28 protein-coding genes and 1 pseudogene are annotated in these 15,522 nt (G+C 45.0%); 28 read left to right on the top strand and 1 reads right to left on the bottom strand.

What is annotated here, in order from left to right:
• Positions 1-84: 84 nt before the first annotated feature.
• Positions 85-957, bottom strand: a complete 873-nt coding sequence (locus ACYVRH_RS03845; protein WP_461255612.1) for a hypothetical protein — start codon at positions 955-957, stop codon at positions 85-87.
• Positions 958-1,121: 164 nt separating this feature from the next.
• Between ACYVRH_RS03845 and ACYVRH_RS03850 the strand changes: the two genes are divergently transcribed.
• From ACYVRH_RS03850 to rpsM, 28 genes and pseudogenes are all read left to right on the top strand, one after another.
• On the top strand, positions 1,122-1,421 hold the full coding sequence (locus ACYVRH_RS03850) for a helix-turn-helix domain-containing protein (protein ID WP_461255613.1): 300 nt from the start codon (positions 1,122-1,124) through the stop codon (positions 1,419-1,421).
• Between the two features lie 374 nt (positions 1,422-1,795).
• Complete coding sequence (gene rpsL, locus ACYVRH_RS03855) at positions 1,796-2,170, top strand: 30S ribosomal protein S12 (RefSeq protein WP_461255614.1); 375 nt, start codon at positions 1,796-1,798, stop codon at positions 2,168-2,170.
• 11 nt (positions 2,171-2,181) lie between these two features.
• Positions 2,182-2,652: a 30S ribosomal protein S7 gene (gene rpsG / locus ACYVRH_RS03860; RefSeq protein WP_461253676.1), complete on the top strand. Its 471-nt coding sequence runs from the start codon at positions 2,182-2,184 to the stop codon at positions 2,650-2,652.
• A 257-nt stretch (positions 2,653-2,909) separates the two neighbouring features.
• Positions 2,910-4,100, top strand: coding sequence for an elongation factor Tu (gene tuf / locus ACYVRH_RS03865; RefSeq protein WP_461255615.1), 1,191 nt, complete (start codon positions 2,910-2,912; stop codon positions 4,098-4,100).
• Between the two features lie 104 nt (positions 4,101-4,204).
• Positions 4,205-4,513, top strand: a complete 309-nt coding sequence (rpsJ, locus tag ACYVRH_RS03870; protein ID WP_461255616.1) for a 30S ribosomal protein S10 — start codon at positions 4,205-4,207, stop codon at positions 4,511-4,513.
• A gap of 123 nt (positions 4,514-4,636) precedes the next feature.
• The gene (rplC, locus tag ACYVRH_RS03875; RefSeq protein WP_461255617.1) at positions 4,637-5,263 is read left to right on the top strand and encodes a 50S ribosomal protein L3; all 627 of its coding nucleotides are present in this window, start codon (positions 4,637-4,639) and stop codon (positions 5,261-5,263) included.
• Positions 5,264-5,265: 2 nt separating this feature from the next.
• Positions 5,266-5,904: a 50S ribosomal protein L4 gene (gene rplD / locus ACYVRH_RS03880; RefSeq protein WP_461255618.1), complete on the top strand. Its 639-nt coding sequence runs from the start codon at positions 5,266-5,268 to the stop codon at positions 5,902-5,904.
• Positions 5,904-6,188: a 50S ribosomal protein L23 gene (locus tag ACYVRH_RS03885; protein WP_461255648.1), complete on the top strand. Its 285-nt coding sequence runs from the start codon at positions 5,904-5,906 to the stop codon at positions 6,186-6,188. Before rplD ends, ACYVRH_RS03885 begins: the two co-directional genes overlap by 1 nt.
• Before the next feature lie 9 nt (positions 6,189-6,197).
• Entirely contained in the window at positions 6,198-7,028 is an 831-nt protein-coding gene (gene rplB / locus ACYVRH_RS03890; protein WP_461255619.1) for a 50S ribosomal protein L2, read from the top strand.
• A 64-nt stretch (positions 7,029-7,092) separates the two neighbouring features.
• Complete coding sequence (gene rpsS, locus ACYVRH_RS03895; protein ID WP_461253681.1) at positions 7,093-7,374, top strand: 30S ribosomal protein S19; 282 nt, start codon at positions 7,093-7,095, stop codon at positions 7,372-7,374.
• Positions 7,375-7,382: 8 nt separating this feature from the next.
• Positions 7,383-7,724, top strand: a pseudogene (gene rplV / locus ACYVRH_RS03900) (50S ribosomal protein L22); the annotation flags it as partial.
• An 86-nt stretch (positions 7,725-7,810) separates the two neighbouring features.
• The gene (gene rpsC / locus ACYVRH_RS03905; protein ID WP_461253682.1) at positions 7,811-8,515 is read left to right on the top strand and encodes a 30S ribosomal protein S3; all 705 of its coding nucleotides are present in this window, start codon (positions 7,811-7,813) and stop codon (positions 8,513-8,515) included.
• Positions 8,516-8,518: 3 nt separating this feature from the next.
• Positions 8,519-8,947: a 50S ribosomal protein L16 gene (gene rplP / locus ACYVRH_RS03910; RefSeq protein WP_461255620.1), complete on the top strand. Its 429-nt coding sequence runs from the start codon at positions 8,519-8,521 to the stop codon at positions 8,945-8,947.
• Between the two features lie 9 nt (positions 8,948-8,956).
• Entirely contained in the window at positions 8,957-9,181 is a 225-nt protein-coding gene (gene rpmC / locus ACYVRH_RS03915) for a 50S ribosomal protein L29 (protein WP_461255621.1), read from the top strand.
• Positions 9,181-9,453 carry a 30S ribosomal protein S17 gene (gene rpsQ / locus ACYVRH_RS03920; RefSeq protein WP_461255622.1) on the top strand — a complete coding sequence of 91 codons (273 nt, stop codon included), beginning with the start codon at positions 9,181-9,183 and terminating at the stop codon, positions 9,451-9,453. The genes rpmC and rpsQ overlap by 1 nt, the downstream gene beginning before the upstream one ends.
• A 12-nt stretch (positions 9,454-9,465) precedes the next feature.
• Positions 9,466-9,837 (top strand): 50S ribosomal protein L14, encoded by a 372-nt coding sequence (gene rplN, locus ACYVRH_RS03925; RefSeq protein WP_461255623.1) that lies wholly within the window; start codon positions 9,466-9,468, stop codon positions 9,835-9,837.
• Positions 9,838-9,846: 9 nt separating this feature from the next.
• Positions 9,847-10,170, top strand: coding sequence for a 50S ribosomal protein L24 (gene rplX / locus ACYVRH_RS03930; protein ID WP_461255624.1), 324 nt, complete (start codon positions 9,847-9,849; stop codon positions 10,168-10,170).
• Positions 10,170-10,724, top strand: coding sequence for a 50S ribosomal protein L5 (gene rplE, locus ACYVRH_RS03935; protein ID WP_461253688.1), 555 nt, complete (start codon positions 10,170-10,172; stop codon positions 10,722-10,724). The genes rplX and rplE overlap by 1 nt, the downstream gene beginning before the upstream one ends.
• Before the next feature lie 8 nt (positions 10,725-10,732).
• Positions 10,733-10,918, top strand: a complete 186-nt coding sequence (locus ACYVRH_RS03940) for a type Z 30S ribosomal protein S14 (RefSeq protein ID WP_461255625.1) — start codon at positions 10,733-10,735, stop codon at positions 10,916-10,918.
• 9 nt (positions 10,919-10,927) lie between these two features.
• Entirely contained in the window at positions 10,928-11,326 is a 399-nt protein-coding gene (gene rpsH / locus ACYVRH_RS03945; protein WP_461253690.1) for a 30S ribosomal protein S8, read from the top strand.
• A gap of 9 nt (positions 11,327-11,335) precedes the next feature.
• Complete coding sequence (gene rplF / locus ACYVRH_RS03950) at positions 11,336-11,875, top strand: 50S ribosomal protein L6 (RefSeq protein ID WP_461255626.1); 540 nt, start codon at positions 11,336-11,338, stop codon at positions 11,873-11,875.
• A 9-nt stretch (positions 11,876-11,884) separates the two neighbouring features.
• Positions 11,885-12,247: a 50S ribosomal protein L18 gene (rplR, locus tag ACYVRH_RS03955; RefSeq protein ID WP_461255627.1), complete on the top strand. Its 363-nt coding sequence runs from the start codon at positions 11,885-11,887 to the stop codon at positions 12,245-12,247.
• A 41-nt stretch (positions 12,248-12,288) separates the two neighbouring features.
• Entirely contained in the window at positions 12,289-12,912 is a 624-nt protein-coding gene (rpsE, locus tag ACYVRH_RS03960) for a 30S ribosomal protein S5 (RefSeq protein ID WP_461255649.1), read from the top strand.
• A gap of 66 nt (positions 12,913-12,978) precedes the next feature.
• Positions 12,979-13,161 (top strand): 50S ribosomal protein L30, encoded by a 183-nt coding sequence (gene rpmD, locus ACYVRH_RS03965; RefSeq protein WP_461255628.1) that lies wholly within the window; start codon positions 12,979-12,981, stop codon positions 13,159-13,161.
• A complete protein-coding gene (gene rplO, locus ACYVRH_RS03970) occupies positions 13,161-13,670 on the top strand; it encodes a 50S ribosomal protein L15 (protein ID WP_461255629.1) in 510 nt (169 codons plus the stop codon). The genes rpmD and rplO overlap by 1 nt, the downstream gene beginning before the upstream one ends.
• Positions 13,671-14,999 carry a preprotein translocase subunit SecY gene (secY, locus tag ACYVRH_RS03975; protein ID WP_461255630.1) on the top strand — a complete coding sequence of 443 codons (1,329 nt, stop codon included), beginning with the start codon at positions 13,671-13,673 and terminating at the stop codon, positions 14,997-14,999.
• A gap of 28 nt (positions 15,000-15,027) precedes the next feature.
• A complete protein-coding gene (rpmJ, locus tag ACYVRH_RS03980; protein ID WP_010259325.1) occupies positions 15,028-15,141 on the top strand; it encodes a 50S ribosomal protein L36 in 114 nt (37 codons plus the stop codon).
• A 14-nt stretch (positions 15,142-15,155) separates the two neighbouring features.
• Positions 15,156-15,521 (top strand): 30S ribosomal protein S13, encoded by a 366-nt coding sequence (rpsM, locus tag ACYVRH_RS03985; RefSeq protein WP_461255631.1) that lies wholly within the window; start codon positions 15,156-15,158, stop codon positions 15,519-15,521.
• Position 15,522: the final 1 nt, after the last annotated feature.

Here is a 15,522-nt window from a genome sequence, read left to right on the forward strand (position 1 = left end):
CGTTATCAATGCGTAAACTTTCACGATAAGATAACGGTTAAAAATCTTCTCTCCATGCACTGTATCATGCATGGAGAATAATTTTCAATATTCTTGTTTATTAAATTGACTAAATGGAATGGTCGTTGTGGCTTGAGTAAGATTATATGTAATAGGACTGTTACCACTTCCTGTATAAAAATAGGTAGCGTCATCGTTTAAATTATCAAGTGTACCATGTATGTCAATATAAAATAAAATATAAAAACTACCTGTGCCGGTAAATGATCTACTTGTTGTTGCTGACATCAATGGGATTTCAACAGTTGCGCTATTGATATTTACCTGATTAAAAGCAACTAAATTCATTTTATTATTAGAGTTGTTAGCAATAGCTACTATGATTTGCTTTCCGGTTAACGTGACTCCGCCTTCAGTTGTAGGAACACCGGTGATAACCAGAGTTTTTGGCTCTTCGTCGCTATCGCCGCCTGTATCTGGGAGAGAAAGTTCAGTAAAATTACTAAATGACACTGTTGTAGTCTCTGAAACAAAATTTACCGTACTTAATTTAAAAGCCCTTGTTTCATCAGAGTACCAGTTTTCAAATAATACATATATGTCATATTTTCCATTTCCAGTCCACCGAGCAGAAGCAACATAAAGAGGGATTTTCATGGAAACGGCAGCAGGACCGTACATTATTTCAATATCATCGTCCGAATAAGTACCAGCAACAAAACCTTCCATCATTAATGCTTGTTCTGGAGCAGTTCCAACAACAAATAACCCCAAATCTATATCCCAATCCTCGTGCAATTCGCCAGCAACAAACTCAATTGGAATACCATTAATAATGAGTGTTTTTGGATCAGAGTTACCATTTTTATTAGGCGAATCGTCCTCACACCCAAAAACCGTCATTCCGAATACCAGAACAATTACCAGTATTCCCAACCAGATTTTCCTGTTTACCATTTTTTTCTCCTTAATTCAGACATCAATTTTCTTTCTGTACCATTGTTTCAACGAAATCACTGTACAATTTTTAAAAATGCCTGATTATAATTATATCAAATATAATATAATATTATATCAAATGTGTCAATATAATATAGAAATATATCAATAATAATAATAAAATGAGTCTTGAACGGCTGGTTATTGATAATATAAAGAGAATTCGTAAAGAAAAGGGAATTTCGCAGGAAAAACTGGCTGAAGCGTGTAATACCGCTACCAGTTATATCGGTTTAATGGAAATTTATCGAAATGTTCCTAAACTTTCTACTATAGAAAGAATAGCGGAAGCTTTGAATGTTGACCCTTTGGAGCTTTTTGAGCAACCCAACCAATATCCGGCTATAAAACAAAAAAACTTGTTAAAAAAAAGGATTTTATCCGCTGTGGATAGGGAAATTGATAAAATATTGGGGCAGTAGTCTGTAAGCAAGCTGAGTCTTATAATTTCACGATAAGATAACGGACAAAAACCCCTGATTCTTCTTTGTGATCTTTGTATCTTAGTGTTCTGCGCACTGACGGCTGCCTAAAGTCAGCCTTGCTTTATTGTAAACAACGGCGTTTATTGGTGCTACATTATGCGGCATTATTCATCCACACGGCTACGCCGTGCGATTATTTAATGTGTGAGAAATCTTCTGGATAATTGATAAATAAAAATTCACATTTTTTTTCAAAACCGCTTGACATTTTTTTTAAATTTCTATAGATTTTGGTTTCTACCCCTTATTTTTCTTAGGGGCAAGGAGACAGTCTAAAACTGTGTCTAAGTATATTAAGGAGTTTTTGAGGAATGCCTACTATTAACCAGTTGGTTCGTTTTGGACGGCAGAAAGTTACTTCCAAGACGAAATCCCCGGCACTTAAATCTTGTCCGCAAAAGCGGGGGGTTTGTACCCGTGTAATGACCGTAACGCCCAAAAAGCCCAATTCGGCTCTTAGAAAAGTTGCCCGTGTGCGGCTTTCCCATGGGACGGAAGTTACCGCTTATATTCCGGGAATCGGACATAATTTGCAGGAACACTCAGTTGTTTTGGTAAGAGGCGGGCGTGTCAAAGACCTCCCCGGCGTGCGCTACCATATTATCCGAGGCGCAAAAGATACTTTGGGCGTAACAGACCGCAAACGCGGGCGCTCCAAATACGGCGCGAAACGCCCCAAGGCTTAGGTAGATAGATTATGGGAAGAAAGAAAAAAACAATTGATAGGGGAATCCTCCCCGATCCTAAATATAACAGCGTTGTAGTTTCCAAGTTTGTAAACAGAATGATGTGGGAAGGGAAACGTTCCCTCGGTCTTCGCATCATTCATGAGGCTCTTGATATTCTTCAGAAAAAAACAGAAAAGCCACCCCTTGAAGTTTTTTTAAAAGCTTTAGATAATGTAAAGCCTGTAATAGAAGTTAAGTCCAGACGCGTAGGCGGAGCGACTTATCAAGTTCCCGTGGAGATTCGGGAATCAAGGCGCGAAGCCCTCGGTATGAGGTGGATAATAAGCGCCGCCCGGGCGCGCTCGGGAAAAGGCATGGGAGATCGGCTTGCTGCCGAGCTTATGGATGCCTATAATGATACCGGTACCGCCTTCAAAAAGAAGGAAGATACCCACAAAATGGCCGAGGCCAATAAGGCATTTGCCCACTATAGATGGTAGATGATATGTAAATGGTAGGTTTCCAAACCGATCATGGCAACTTGCTGCGCAAGTTGCTTGCAGTTGCTTCGCAACTGCCTGTTTGATAACCGATGGTTGTCAAACTGAAAGTGAGAAAGGTGGAACGATGTGGATGCTGCGTAACGTGCAAACTTGCATAGACGGCTGATTTTCCGCTTAATTCCCCACTCAATGAAAGTATTTATGTACGGAAAGTACGAAGAAAATATATTTAGTGTTCATTAAGGAGGACACAGATGGCAAAGGATAAATTTAATAGAACAAAGATCCACATGAATGTTGGAACGATTGGTCACGTCGATCACGGCAAGACTACTCTTTCTGCGGCTATTACCATGCACTGCGCCAGAAAATTCGGCGACAAGGTAATGAATTACGATGACATTGACAATGCTCCCGAGGAAAAAGCGCGCGGTATTACCATTAATACACGCCATCTGGAGTATCAGTCAGACAAGCGCCATTACGCGCACATCGACTGTCCCGGCCACGCCGACTACATCAAAAATATGATCACGGGCGCCGCGCAGATGGACGGCGCTATTCTTGTAGTATCAGCGCCCGACTCGGTCATGCCCCAGACCCGCGAACATATCATTCTCGCCCGTCAGGTAGGCGTACCCAACATGATTGTCTATCTTAACAAGATCGATCTTCTTGACGATCCCGATTTGGTGGAACTTGTCGAAGAAGAAGTAAAAGACGTTCTTACAGCTAACGGTTTCCCCGGCGACAAAGTACCCATCATCAAAGGTTCGGCGTTTAAAGCCATGTCGGAGCCGGATAATCCCGAGGCTGTCAAATCAATCGAAGAACTGCTTGCGGCGATGGACTCTTATTTCCCCGACCCGGTGCGCGATTCTGAAAAACCGTTCATTATGCCGATTGAAGACGTGTTCACTATCCAGGGGCGCGGCACTGTTGTTACGGGAAAAGTGGAACGCGGCGTTCTTAAACTTAACGAAGAAGTTGAAATTGTCGGCATTAAGCCCACAAAGAAAACGGTTATTACCGGCATCGAAATGTTCAATAAATTGCTCGATGAAGCCCAAGCGGGCGATAACGTCGGCACTCTTCTTCGCGGCATTGAGAAAAAAGAAGTTGAGCGCGGACAGGTACTCGCGAAACCCGGTTCAATTACGCCTCACAGCAAATTCAAGGGGCAGATTTACTGTCTGTCCAAAGAAGAAGGCGGACGCCACAGCCCGTTCTTTACCGGTTACAGGCCGCAGTTCTATTTCCGCACAACGGATATTACCGGTACTGTAAAACTTCCCGATGGCAAAGAAATGGTAATGCCAGGCGATAATACCGAAATTTTCGGGGAACTGATTCATCCTATCGCCATGGAAAAAGGTCTTCGCTTCGCTATTCGCGAAGGCGGCAAAACTGTCGCCTCCGGTCAGGTTGTCGATATAATAGAATAGGGATAGAGTAAGGTTTACCTGACCACTTAACTTGACTAAATAATTCTTAGTTAGGTGAATAGATAAAGTGGTCAAGTTAAGTGGTCAGGAGGTCAGGAGGAACAATGGCTAAGGAAGGTATTCGCGTAAGGCTGCGCGGTTTTGACGTTGAATTAATTGATCAGAGCGCGAAATCGATCGCCATGGCGGTAAGGAAAGCCGGGGCGAAAGTTACAGGGCCTATCCCGTTGCCGACGCGAATTAATAAGGTGACGGTGTTGCGTTCACCTCATGTTAATAAAAAGAGCCGCGAACAATTTGAAATGCGGACTCATAAAAGATTGATTGATATTGTTAATCCTTCTGCGGAAGTGATGGATTCATTAATGAAGCTTGAACTCCCCGCCGGCGTTGATGTTGAGATTAAGCAGTAAGATCATCTGACCACTTAATTTTAATGTTAGGTGGTTTGTGATACCACACAGTATCAAAATTTTTGATGCTGATTATTAAAAATGACCGCTTTTTAAAATTAAGTGGTCAGACGGAGTACTACAATGTTAGGGCTGTATGCCAGAAAAGTAGGAATGACCCAGGTTTTTGACGACACGGGCAGCCTTTTGCCGGTTTCGGTGTTAAAGGTTAACCCAAACGTCGTCCTTGCCACAAAAACAAAGGATACTGACGGTTACGAAGCCGTGGTCGTCGGCATAGACGACGCGAAGAAAAATCGCGTAACAAAAGCGAAGGCCGGGCAGTTTCCCGAAAACATTCCCTTAAAGAAAAAGATTTGCGAATTGCGCGATTTTGAAAAGAAAGTAAACGTGGGCGATTCCCTTGGAATTGAAGTGCTGGAAGGCGCGAGGTATGTCGATGTATGCGGCATTTCCAAAGGCAAGGGTTTTCAGGGCGTTGTAAAACGCTACAAGTTCGGCGGCGGGCGCAAGACCCACGGATCAAAATTCCACCGCGAACCGGGTTCGACGGGACAGAGTACGTATCCCGCGAAGACTTTTAAGAACGTAAAATTGCCCGGACGAATGGGACGGGAAAAAACTACTGTATTAAGCCTTAGAGTTGTAAAAACAGATCCTGAAAAACAGCTCATTATGGTTCGCGGCGCGGTTCCCGGCATTAATAAAGGGCTTGTGTTTGTCCGCTTTGCGGTAAAGAAGGGACGGTAAACATGAACTGTAAAGTGTTTTCAAAAGAAGGCAAAGAACTGCGAACCATTGCCTTAAACGACGATGTTTTTGGTCTTCCTGTAAACGAAGATTTAATTTGGTACGCGATTAATAACGAGCTTGCCAATAAGAGGCAAGGTAACGCCTGCACAAAGGGCCGCGCCGAAATTCACGGCTCAAACGCGAAACCGTATAAACAAAAGGGTACAGGCCGCGCCCGCAGAGGCGATAAAAAATCGCCCGTTCTTGTCGGCGGCGGAACGATGTTTGGCCCTAAGCCAAAAGATTTTTCATACGCGATACCGAAAAAAGCAAAAAGGCTCGCCCTAAAATCCATTCTTAGCTTAAAAGCGCAAAGCGACACATTAAAAATAATCGAAGATTTTTCAATTGATTCGGGCAAAACAAAAGATTTGGCAAAACTTCTCGATAATTTCGAGCCGGGGCTTCGCACGGTGTTGATCCTTAAAGACGACGATCCAAAAATTAAAAGAGCAGCCGCGAATATTCCCTGGGTTAAATACCTTTCCTATAACCGCTTGGAAGCGCATGAATTGTTTTATGGCCGCCAGGTGCTTATGTTGGAAACTGCCGCGAAAAACCTTAATGATTTTTACGGTGAAAAGGAGGCAGCCCTTTGATTCAATACGAAGATATTTTAATTGAACCTGTACTTTCAGAAAAAGCAAACCACCTTCGCGAAGAAGGAAAATATGTTTTTAAGGTAGCTCAGTCGGCTACAAAGCCGCAGATTAAGGAAGCGGTGAGCAAATTGTTCAATGTGCATCCTATTTCCTGCACCACAATGGTTGTCGGAGGCAAGCCCAAAAGGCAGCGCTACAAGAAAGGGTATACTTCAACTTGGAAGAAAGCGATTGTAAAGATTCCCAAAGATGAGAAGATTACTATCTTCGAGGGCGTATAAGGAAAAATTATGGGTATTAAGACATATAAACCAATAACACCGGGAATGAGGCAGTGGACAAGCTTGGATAATTCAGAGTTGACCAAGGGCGCAAAACCGGAAAGAACCCTGACAAAGGGACAGAAAGACAGAGCTGGACGCGATTCATTTGGGCGTATCAGCGTGCGCCACAAAGGCGGTGGACATAAACGCAAATACCGCGATATTGATTTTAAGCGGGATAAGATCGGCATTCCGGGAAAAGTCGCAACTCTTGAATACGATCCTAACCGCAGCGCGAACATCGCCCTTATCAATTACAAAGACGGCGAAAAACGCTACATTGTCGCCCCCAAAGATTTAAAAACAGGCGCGACAATTATCAGCGGCCCTGACGCTCCCATTGAGCCGGGCAACGCTCTTCCCCTTGAAAATATTCCGTTGGGATTTACCGTTTACAATATCGAATTAACGCTCGGCAAGGGCGGGCAGATGGCGCGTTCCGCCGGGACAGGAGCGCTTATTGCCGCAAAAGAAGGCGACTATGTTACGCTAAAACTGCCGTCTGGCGAAATGCGCATGGTGTTTAAAAAGTGTTATGCGACAATCGGCAGCGTTGGCAACGAAGACCACATGAATACGACATTGGGCAAGGCGGGACGCAAGCGCTGGCTGGGAGTTCGCCCTACGGTGCGTGGAATGTCCATGAACCCCGTAGATCATCCGCATGGCGGCGGTGAGGGCAGAAGCAAGGGTATTCATCCTGTTACTCCATGGGGACAGCCGACTAAGGGATATAAGACCCGCAAGAAACATAAGCCTTCTTCAAGGTTTATTGTCAGCAGGGGCAAGAAGAAGTAACATGAAACAATTTAATTATATGCGCGGCTGTAAAGCAGCGGGAGAAAGAGGTTAGGAAGGGAGTATGTCAAGATCCGTAAAGAAGGGCCCTTTTATAGAAAAGAGCCTGTATAAAAAGGTGTTGGAATTGAGCAAGTCCGGGGAAAGGAAAATGATTAAAACCTATTCCCGCTGTTCAACAATTATTCCCGAAATGGTAGGCGGAACAATTTCCGTTTACAACGGAAAAACATGGGTTCCCGTATATATTACGGAAAACCTTGTAGGCCATAAACTTGGCGAGTTCGCTCCCACACGGATTTTCCGCGGGCATTCGGGCTCTGACAAGAAAGCTGCGGCAAAATAGGCGGGGTTATGAAAGAAGAAAAAGGTTATAAAGCAATCAGCAAATTTCTTATCGGCTCCCCTTACAAGATCAGGCCTGTAGCCGACCTTGTCCGCAGAAGGACGTACCCTGAAGCTATTTCCATTTTGGAAAATATGCCTCATAAGGGCGCGAAACTGATTCGCAAGACGGTTAAATCCGCGGCTTCCAACGCGTTAGCGGATAACAAAAAACTTGACGAGGATATGCTTTATGTTAAAGAAATTTTTATTGATGACGGGCCGCGTCTTAAAAGGATTTGGTACCGGGGCAGGGGCAGAGCGGATATGCAGGTAAAGCGGATGTGTCACATAACTGTAGTGGTTGATGAAACTACAGCTTCACAGGGCGATGCGGCTAACGCGAAAAAAAGTACCGCGTCAAAAGGCGATAAACCTTCAAAAAAGGCGGCTAAATAATGGGACAAAAAGTTAACCCGACAGGGCTTAGAATCGGTATTAATAAAACTTGGGGTTCCCGCTGGTATGTCGATCCTAAAGAGTATGTTGACGCTCTTCATGAAGATTTATATCTGCGCAAGCTGATTATGGGCATGCCGGAAACCAAAGGCGCCGATATTGCCGAATTGGAAATTATCCGTCATCCGCAAAGAATTACTATTACAATCCATACCGCGCGTCCGGGCGTAATCATCGGCGTTAAGGGCGCGAATATCGAAAAAATTGGCAATGACTTACAGAAGAAAATAAACAAAAAAGTACAGATAAAAATTAAAGAAGTGCGCAATGCCGATAACAACGCGCAGATTGTCGCGCAGAATATCGCGCGGCAGCTTTTGGCGAGATCGTCTTTCAGGCGCACAATGAAGCAGGCGATTACAAACGCGATTAAAAAAGGCAACGCGCAGGGCGTAAAAGTGCGTCTTTCAGGACGGCTTGGCGGCGCGGAAATGTCCCGCACTGAAGAAGCGAAAGAGGGGCGCATCCCCCTTCATACTTTGAGGGCGGATATTGATTACGGTTTTGCCGAGGCGCATACCCCATTTGGTTCAATCGGCGTAAAGGTTTGGGTTTACAACGGCATGAAATACGGCAAAGAACAGAAAGAAGACGCAGGCGCTCTTGTCCGCAAACGGCGGGATAGGGCACCTGCCAGGAGTTAATATATGCAGAGTCCAAAACGTGTAAAGCGCCGGAAGGTGCAGCGGGGCAATATGCCCGGAAACGCCACAAGGTGTAACTCTGTCGTGTTTGGCGATTACGCTCTTGTCGCTTTGGACAGGATGTGGATAACCAATAGGCAGGTGGAAGCGGCGCGTATCGCCATTAACCGCCATGTGAAACGCGGCGGAAAAATGTGGATACGCATTTTCTGCGACAAGCCGTTTTCAAAGAAACCGGCTGAAACCCGCATGGGCAAAGGTAAAGGCGCTCCCGAATACTGGGTGGCGGTAGTAAAACCGGGAACCGTTATGTTTGAGCTGGGCGGCGGCATTAACCGCTCCCTTGCGGAAGAAGCGATGGCTTTAGCGGGATCAAAACTCCCGATTAAAACAAAATTTGTCGCTCGCGCTGACATGGAATTGGGAGCTTAGGAGAAAGGGATGAAAAATTCATTTAAAACATTGTCGTTTCCCGAACTCAGGGCCAAACGAGAAGAACTTAAAAAGAAGTACATGGAATTCCGTTTTAAAAATGTTATCGGCCATGTAGACAACCCTCTGCAAAAGCGCATAATGCGCCGGCAGATTGCAAGGCTTAACACGTTGATCCATGCGCATGAAATTGCGGAAAAGAAAGGCGCCAAAAGCGCCGCGGAGGCTAAATAATGTCAGAACTAACAACGGCAGCCTTAAGCGGCAAAAAAGAATTTATCGGAACTGTAAAGAGCAATAAGATGGATAAGACGATTGTAGTTTCAATCGAAACTCTGACCCTCCATCCTCTTTACAAAAAATACATCAAGAGGGCGAAAAAAGTAAAAGCCCATGACGAGAAAAACGAGGCTAAGGTCGGCGACCGCGTCCGCGTAATCGAATGCAGGCCTATGAGCAAAGAAAAATGCTGGAAGCTTGTAGAAATTATAGAGCGAGCCAAGTAGGGGAGACGGAATATGATTCAAGTAGAGAGCTTCCTGAATGTGGCTGATAATTCAGGCGCCAAGCTTGTCCAATGCATAAAAGTTTTGGGCGGCACAAAACGCAGGTATGCGGGAATTGGCGATATTGTTGTAGTGGCGGTAAAAGAAGCGCTGCCCACATCCGTAATAAAGAAGGGCACTGTGGAAAAAGCGGTTGTGGTGCGCACTCATAAAGAGTACCGCCGCCCCGACGGGACATATATCAGGTTTGATGATAACGCCTGCGTCATTATTGATGCCGCGTTAAATCCAAAGGGAAAACGCATCTTCGGGCCTGTGGCGCGGGAATTGAGGGAGAAAAGCGAATTTATGAAAATCGTTTCTCTTGCCCCAGAGGTTTTATAGGAGTAGGACATGGCTGAAGCATTACATAAATTTAAACTGAAAAAAGAAGATACTGTCCAGGTAATTGCCGGAAAAGACAGGGGAAAGCGCGGCAGGATTTTAAAGATACACCGCGATTCAGACAGGATCGTAGTTGAAGGCGTAAACATCGTTAAGAAAGCGATGAAAAAAAGAAAGCAGCAGGATCGCGGCGGGATAGCCGAAATTGAAGCGGCTATTCATTCGTCCAATTTGATGATTGTTTGCAAGAAATGCGGACCTACCCGCATCGGGTATAAAATGGACGGGAATAAAAAGGTCAGATTTTGCAAGAAATGCGGGGAGGTGTTGTAATGGATAAAAATTATGTGCCCCGGCTTAAAAAGATTTACAAGGAGCAGATCGCTCCCGAATTGTTTAAGGAATTTGAATACAGTTCCAATATGCAAATCCCCAAGCTTCAAAAAATTATTGTAAGCATGGGCGTAGGCGAAGCGTTGCAGAATAAAAAATTGTTAGACGCCGCTATTGATACGTTGACTCAAATTACGGGGCAGAAAGCGGTAAAGACAAAGGCGAAGAAAAGTATCGCTAACTTTAAAATCAGGGCAGGGCAAGAAATCGGAGCGAAGGTGACTCTTCGTGGGACGATGATGTACGAGTTTTTTGACAGGTTAGTGAACGTCGCTCTTCCGCGCGTTAAGGACTTCCATGGAATCAACCAGAACGCGTTTGACGGGCACGGAAATTATTCGCTTGGAATTCAAGAGCAGATTATTTTCCCGGAAATTGACTTTGATAAAATTGAAAAAGTAGCCGGGTTAAATGTAGTTATTGTAACATCAGCAAAAACAGATGCTGAAGCAAAAGCATTCCTTTCTAAATTTGGAATGCCTTTTAGGAAATAGGGGGTATAATGGCACGAAAAGCGATGATTATCAAGGCGCAGCGGACTCCAAAGTACAAAACAAGGAAAGTAAACCGTTGCAGGATCTGTGGAAGGCCGAGGGGCTTTTTACGGAAATATGAGATGTGCCGTCTTTGCTTTAGAAAACTCGCGAGCGAAGGGCTTATTCCCGGCGTTACAAAATCTAGCTGGTAGGAGATAAGGATGAGCGTATCAGATCCAGTTGCGGACATGCTGACAAAGATTAGAAATGCCGGCATGGCAGGACATGAAAAAGTAGATATTCCCACCTCCAGGCTTAAGCTTGAGATAGTCAAAATATTAAAGACCGAGGGGTATATTAAAAATTTCAAGAAGGCGAATCAGGAAGGAGCGAATGTTATCCGGGTTTTCCTTAAATACGATGACAATACCGCTCCGATTATTCACGGCATAGAAAAGGTGTCAAAACCCGGCCGCCGCGTATATATGGGATACCAAAATATGCCAAGGGTATTGAACGGATACGGAACCCTGATCGTTTCCACGTCGCAGGGTGTTACAACAGGCAAGAAAGCAGCCGAGAAAAAAGTCGGCGGCGAAGTTATCTGTACGGTGTGGTAAGAGGGGTTTATGTCGAGAATCGGAAAAATACCGGTTAAGGTTCCCGGTGGGGTGAAAGTTACTTTTCAAAACGAAGAGATGTTTGTAGAAGGCCCAAAGGGAAAACTTAAACAAAAATACAATCCTATAATCACTTTTGAAGACAAGGGCAAGGAAATTGTCGTTGGCAGAAAAGATGAGCAAAAACAGACAAAGGCGTATCACGGCCTTTATCGCAACCTTTTGAACAATATGGTAATCGGCGTATCAACTGGTTTTAACAAATCGCTTGTGGTAACCGGAGTCGGCTACAAAGCCGAAGTGCAGGGAAAACTCCTGTCTATGAGCCTTGGTTATTCAAACGACATTTATGTCGCCGTTCCCGACGGGCTTTCCGTTACGGCGGACGCAAGCGGGAAAATCACTATTACGGGAATTGACAAGCAGCGTGTTGGAGAATTTGCGGCGCAGATTCGCAAATTAAGAGGGCCTGAGCCGTACAAAGGCAAGGGCATCCGTTATGATAATGAAATTATCAAACGGAAAGTCGGCAAATCGGGCGTTAAGTAGGGTAAGGGTATGTTACAAAAAATGCTGGAGAAAGCCAGAAAGCGGCTTAGAAGAAAAATTCACATACGCAAAAGGGTGTGTGGCACCGCCGAGCGTCCGCGAATGACAGTTACAAAGAGCAACCGCCGTCTTTCTGTTCAAATAATTGACGACGACAAAGGTCACACCCTTGTCTCGGCTTCGTCTCTTGAAAAGGATTTGAAGGATATTAAGGCGACTGTCGCCGGAGCGGGGCAGTTAGGTGAAATAGTAGGCAAGCGCCTGTTGGAAAGAAACATCAAGACTGTTGTTTTTGATCGCAACGGGTATTTGTATCACGGAATTGTTAAGGCTTTGGCCGACGGAACCCGGAAAGCGGGAATAAGTTTCTAGGGGGAATAATGGCGAAAACAAAAGATATTATTGATGATTCAATGAGCGAAGACAATATCGAAGATAACAATACCGATTCTGCGGTTGATACTGATTCCGCCGAAACTGCGCCTGAGGGCCGTCATGAAGGCAGGGGAAGGCGCGGTCGCGGGCGCGACAGGGATCGCGGGGATCGCGAACCTGTAGAAAAAGAATTTATCGAGAAATTGGTAAAGCTTAACAGAACAGCCAAAGTAGTGAAGGGCGGACGGCGTTTCTCATTCTCCGCGCTTACCGTAATCGGCGACCGCAAGGGAAAAGTCGGCTATGGTTTTGGCAAAGCAAACGACGTATCGGAAGCTATCCGCAAAAGCATCGACAGGGCAAAGCGCAACATGATTCATTTGCCCGTGAAGAATGGGACAATTCCCCATGAAGTAAAAGGGTTTTTTAAATCATCTTATGTGCTGTTAAAACCCGCCCGCTCAGGAACTGGAATTATCGCAGGAGGTCCTGTCAGGGCGATTATGGAAGCTGGAGGAGTTACTGACGTGCTTTCAAAGTCTATAGGATCATCAAGTCAATATAACGTGGTCAAGGCAACATTTGATTGTATAAATAAAATGATGGATGCCAAGATGATTTCAAGAAACAGGGGCAAATCCCTGAATGAGCTGTGGGGGTAGCATGAAACAAGTTTCATGTTCGATTATAGTGTGCGGTTATCCAACCGCACGGGACAGAGGTTAGATATGGATAAAATAAAAGTCAGCCTTATACGCAGTACGATAGGCGCTCTGCCAAGACACCGCGCAACAGTCCGCTCTTTGGGGCTTCGAAAGATTGGCTCCAGTACCGTGCAGGAAAAGAGTCCGGCTGTTTTGGGAATGGTAAAAGCAGTCGCTCATTTAGTATCAGTAGAGGATGTTAAATAATGGCGCACGATTATGATTTACACGCTCCGGTAGGCGCGAACAAGAAAAAGAGAATAATTGGCCGAGGTCAAGGTTCCGGTCGTGGAACAACAGCCGGCAAGGGTAACAAAGGCCAGCAGGCGCGTTCCGGCGGCAAGACTTATGTCGGTTTTGAAGGCGGACAGATGCCTTTGTACAGGCGCCTTGCCCATAGAGGTTTTTCCAATTATCCGTTTAAACAGGAATGGCAGATTGTCAATCTTGGTGAGATTGAAAAGCGCTTTGATGCCGGTGAAACAGTAGAGCTTGCGTCCCTTCATAAAAAAGGGCTTGTTAAGGGCGTTGAACCAATCAAGATTTTGGCTAACGGCAATTTAACCAAAAAATTAAGTTTTAAGGTTGACGGCGTTTCTTCTTCGGCAAAAGGAAAAATTGAAAAAGCTGGCGGCGACGTTACGGTAATTCCCGCTCCAGAAAAAGCGCGCCCTAAAAACAAGAGTAAAAAAGCGAAAGCAGGTGGAAAGAAATAAATGGCTAATCCGATAATTGGAATGTTTAGAATAAAGGAACTTCGCGAGCGTATTCTCTTTACGATAGGAATGCTCTTGGTGTTCCGCGTTGGCGCCGTGTTCCCGATCCCCGGAATCAATGTAACTGCATTGTCCCGTTACTTTATGGATCAGGCGAATTCGGGAAATCCAATAGTAGACTATTTGGACTTCTTCGCCGGCGGCGCGTTCTCTAACTTCTCAGTATTCATGCTTGGCATCATGCCATACATTTCAATGTCGATTATCATGCAGTTATTGCTTATCGTCTTCCCAAGTTTAAAGAAAATATCGCAGGAAGAAGGCGGACGCAAAAAAATACAGCAATGGCAGCGTTACGGAACTGTTGTAGTCTGCCTTATCCAGTCTTACGCCGTTACGCAATACGCGCAGGCAATTTCCCGCAGCGTTAATAATCTTCTATTTATAGGCATGGGGTCGTTTACGTTAATCGCCATGCTGACTGTAACGACAGGAACCATGTTTCTTATGTGGATGGGTGAGCAGATAACAAAGCGCGGCCTCGGTAACGGAATATCACTTTTAATCTTTGCCGGTATCGTGGCGCGTCTTCCCCACGCGGTTTACGAGTTAATTGACATGATGAGGAAGGGGACTCTTAACCCGGTATTTGTCGTTATCGTTTTTGTAATGTTTATCGCCGTTGTCGCGCTTGTCGTTCTTGAACAGCAGGGGCAGAGAAAAATTCCCGTGAATTACGCGAAACGCGTCGTGGGCAGAAAAATGTACGGGGCGCAGAATACATATATTCCGTTTAAAATTAATCCTTCGGGAGTAATACCAGTCATCTTCGCATCTTCAATTTTGATGTTCCCGTTGCAAATCGCGCAGACTGTAGGCGGTAATGTGGCGTGGCTTGCGAGGGCGGCGCAATTGTTAAGCCCAAGGGGAACTCTTTACAATATACTGTATGTGCTTTTAATTATTTTCTTTGCCTATTTCTATACGCAGGTTTCGCTTAACCCCATAGAAATAGCCAAACAGATTCGGGAAAACGGAGGTTCCATTCCCGGGATTAGGTCGGAGAAGATCGAGGAGTATCTTACCAAAATCCTGAACCGCATTGTGCTTCCCGGTTCTTTATACCTTGCCCTGATAGCGGTCATTCCGACCTTTATCCAGTGGGCGTTTAAGTTTCCAACGTCAATTTCCTATTTGATGGGCGGCACATCGCTGTTGATTATGGTGGGCGTTGGTTTGGATACGATGAGCCAGCTTGAAGGATTGTTGAAAATGCACCATCATGAGGGGTTGGTCAAGCGCGGAAAACTGCGCGGACGGAACTTGTAAGTATTAAGGATTTAGGAGATTATAAGGAATGAAAGTTAGAACCAGCGTGAAGCCCATTTGCGACAAGTGCAAAGTCATTAAGCGCAATGGGATTGTTCGCATAATATGCCAAAATCCCAAGCATAAACAAAAACAGGGTTAAGGAAAGGAGAGTACATGGCGCGTCTTGTGGGAGTTGACCTCCCAAATAAACATGTGAATATCGCATTGACCTACATTTTCGGCATAGGCAGGCCAAGCGCGGATGCTATTGTCGCAAAGGCAAAGCTCGATCCTATGAGACTTATTAATGATCTGTCTCAGGAAGAATTAAACGAACTGAGAAACATCATTGAAAGCGATTATAAAGTTGAGGGCCGTTTACGCACCGAAGTAGCGTTAAATATTAAACGGCTGATGGATATTGGCTGTTACCGGGGACTGCGGCACCGTAAAGGACTGCCGCTTCGCGGTCAACGCACAAGGACAAACGCCCGTACTCGCAAGGGTAAAAAGAAAACCGTTGCCGGTAAGAAGAAATAGT

It is taken from the genome of Treponema sp. R80B11-R83G3 (genome assembly GCF_054786115.1).